The 2,632-nt window shown below is 58.5% G+C and carries 5 protein-coding genes; 1 reads left to right on the top strand and 4 read right to left on the bottom strand.

Annotated elements, in window-relative coordinates; all coding sequences use genetic code 11:
* From RAD15_RS43320 to RAD15_RS43305, 4 genes are all read right to left on the bottom strand, one after another.
* On the bottom strand, window positions 1-450 hold a 450-nt coding region (locus tag RAD15_RS43320), incomplete at its 3' end, for a DUF2971 domain-containing protein (RefSeq protein ID WP_458184782.1).
* Window positions 451-912: 462 nt separating this feature from the next.
* A complete protein-coding gene (locus RAD15_RS43315) occupies window positions 913-1,128 on the bottom strand; it encodes a hypothetical protein (RefSeq protein ID WP_458184781.1) in 216 nt (71 codons plus the stop codon).
* 219 nt (window positions 1,129-1,347) lie between these two features.
* Window positions 1,348-1,500 (bottom strand): hypothetical protein, encoded by a 153-nt coding sequence (locus RAD15_RS43310; protein WP_458184780.1) that lies wholly within the window; start codon window positions 1,498-1,500, stop codon window positions 1,348-1,350.
* Window positions 1,501-1,659: 159 nt separating this feature from the next.
* The gene (locus tag RAD15_RS43305; RefSeq protein ID WP_458184779.1) at window positions 1,660-1,884 is read right to left on the bottom strand and encodes a hypothetical protein; all 225 of its coding nucleotides are present in this window, start codon (window positions 1,882-1,884) and stop codon (window positions 1,660-1,662) included.
* 203 nt (window positions 1,885-2,087) lie between these two features.
* Between RAD15_RS43305 and RAD15_RS43300 the strand changes: the two genes are divergently transcribed.
* On the top strand, window positions 2,088-2,237 hold the full coding sequence (locus RAD15_RS43300) for a hypothetical protein (RefSeq protein ID WP_458184778.1): 150 nt from the start codon (window positions 2,088-2,090) through the stop codon (window positions 2,235-2,237).
* The last annotated feature ends 395 nt before the right edge of the window (window positions 2,238-2,632 follow it).

The raw sequence follows: 2,632 nt of genomic DNA, 5'->3' as shown, positions 1-2,632 counted from the left end.
TATCGCGTCATCGAGCGCTTGGCGATCGTAGACCATGCAGACGCCTCGATAATTGTCACCGTACTGTTGCCACATACGCGGACGGCAAAAGCCCCGGCTCCATATGTGGTTCACGCCCATTTCAAGGGCGGCCTCATCGTCAAGGGTAGCGCAGAGAACCTTGGCGCATGCCTTGGCGTAGATTGAACCTTGCTCCTTTATTTCGCGCGCAATACCTTCATCAATCTCGATGCGCGCGCCGACGTCAAAATCCCACATTGCATACTCTTTTGGGTCGTTCAGCTCATCAAATGACGACATCCGGAGCCTGCTTGTTTTCAGCTCTTGGATCGCGCGTTTGGCGGATCGATAACGGTAGACGTATTCGTCAGCTGTCTTCAGAAAGAAGGTGTCGAACTGAGGCGCGGTCCACCACGGCTTATTATCAATGCCTTCTTTGCTTTCACTCATCGTTCCTCAGCTACGCTTTCGCTTGCGTGACAGGAGCCCTCACGATGCCACAATGCAGGGTAGTGCGAAGCCGGGTGACTACGGAGGCGCCTGTGGATAAGGCGGATGACACTGTCGGAAATTACGGCCGCACCAGTGGACGCGGATCGTAATCCTTCGTTTACGCGCTCGGGCTTTAAAGGGAAGTCCCCATGGAAGGGCTCAATCTCCATGGGGCCTGTTTCGCTGACGACCGGATTACCGCTTCAAGTAGTGCATCACCGCAACGGCCAAGTGTGCCGTTGCGATGATCGCAAGTGTGATGGTCAGCGCCTCGCTAAGGTCCATGTGTTTTCTCCAATCAAAGCGCACAGCATGATGCCGCGCCCCTATGCGATGCGGTGAGGCGACTTAAAGGCGGGTAAATTCAATTGTTAACCTGAAGGCGCGCTGTCTGCGGCGCTTGGCGGAGCAGGGTCGAGCTTAGCGCTCCAGCTCTGCCAGCAGCCGATCGCGGTGCTCTAGGTGCAGTGCCTGCGTCTCGCGGAGTGTGGCAAGGAACATCCGCGCATTGACGGTGTCGCGTCCTTTGCATTCCAGCCCAGCGATCAGCGCTTCCTGCTTGGCAAGATGGCCTTCACCGAGCGCGACATGTCGCTCGACCATAGCCAAGTGCCTGCGGAGCATGGTGTGGTCCATGGCCTCTTATGTACCGCGTGGCGGGAGCGGCCGGTTGATCTGGATCACGACGAGCGACGAGCAACAAAAACCCGGCAGCCGATGAAGACTGCCGGGAGAATGCAACTATGCTCGGGTGATCAAATCGATCGTTGCTTTGCCGGGTTCTTCGCAGGACGGCCATCCCGGTCGAGCGCGGTAAGGGTTGATACGTAAGACTTTGTGCGTAGACGGTCGGTTTCAGCCATGTGGCGGCTTGTCCGGTCGCGGGACCTCTCGTGCCTCTTCCTCGGCGAGCAGCTTGCGGATCGTCTCGCGCTTGTGCTCGTCGGTCTCCTCGTCGAGGAGCTTCTGAAAGCGGCGGATGTTCTCGTTGTGAATGTAGCGCTCCATGAGGGCACGCTCCCACAAGTGAGTGACGGGAGCCGGTATCCTAGTCCGACTACGCCGCCGGATCAGGACCGTACAACTACCGGTGCTCCGCTAACGGAACGCTCGCGTTCGCAAGATGTTCGATCGGGGCGGCGCGGCGCGAGAGTGGGTGCGACACCGCTACTTCAGTGAAACGCCCAACTGCGCCAACAGCCTGTCGCGTTCGCTGATGCGTAGCCGCTGCGTCTCGCGCATGTTGGAAAGGAGCGCCAAAGCGTCCGTTGTGTCGCGACCGTCGCGGTCCAGCTTCGCGACCAGCGCTTGTTGCTTCGCAAGGTGGCTTTTACCTTGCAATACGTGCCGCTCAGCGATGGCGAGACTTCGCAAGATCAGGTTGCGGTCCATTGTGCCGCGTACCGCCCGGCGAAGGCAGCCGGTTGATCTGGATCATGACGAGCGATGCAAAAACCTTGGCCGACTACCGGGAGAGTGCAACTTTGCTCGGGTATCTTGGCTAGCTTGCTACTTTCCGGAGCTTGTCACAGCCGTTCCGTTCAGAAACACTCCCACCTTATTTTCAAAAGCAATTTTTAGGCGGGAGGGGCTTCATGCCCGAGATACTGGAAGTGATCCTGTGGTGCGTCGCGCTCGCGACATGGCTGATGATTTTCTTCGCGTTCATCACGGCAGGTCTGAAGCCGTTTGCAAGGAGCATTCGGCGATTGGCGGCAGCAGTCTTCCGGGCCAAGCTAAGGTAAGTTTTCACTGAGCTGGCGCGGCGCGCGGTCGAGCTGATCGCCGAACGACGCCCTGTCGCGGTCGGCGAGGAAGCGTGGTCCGTTGATCCACCTCAATGGTCCCCCGCCGGTCCGTTGCGACTTGTCACCCCATGATCCGCCGCCCGGACCAACCGCCACGGCCACCGAAACCTGTGCCCGAGCCCAAGCCGTGGCAAATGGAGCAGGCGATGAAGAACCTTAAGGAGTACGCGGCCGATCTGCGAGAGCTGATCAGGAAGCTGAAGCGGCGGCTGCTGCATTGACGGCAGGGCGGCGCCGTGCCGTGGATGCCTATGGACGGAAAAATTTTTTGGCGGATCGGATCGCGACACAACGGTGGATACAAACACTAAATCTTATTGATTTAATTGATG

Source organism: Bradyrhizobium sp. 14AA, from assembly GCF_054185205.1.
Note: the sequence above shows the minus strand (reverse complement) of the source record. Positions and strands in the feature narration are given on the sequence as shown.

Excerpts from the sequence above, each read along its gene's own strand:
- RAD15_RS43315 (WP_458184781.1), bottom strand. The coding sequence starts at position 1,128 with ATGGACCACACCATGCTCCGCAGGCACTTGGCTATGGTCGAGCGACAT.
- RAD15_RS43305 (WP_458184779.1), bottom strand. The coding sequence starts at position 1,884 with ATGGACCGCAACCTGATCTTGCGAAGTCTCGCCATCGCTGAGCGGCAC.
- RAD15_RS43310 (WP_458184780.1), bottom strand. The coding sequence starts at position 1,500 with ATGGAGCGCTACATTCACAACGAGAACATCCGCCGCTTTCAGAAGCTC.
- RAD15_RS43300 (WP_458184778.1), top strand. The coding sequence starts at position 2,088 with ATGCCCGAGATACTGGAAGTGATCCTGTGGTGCGTCGCGCTCGCGACA.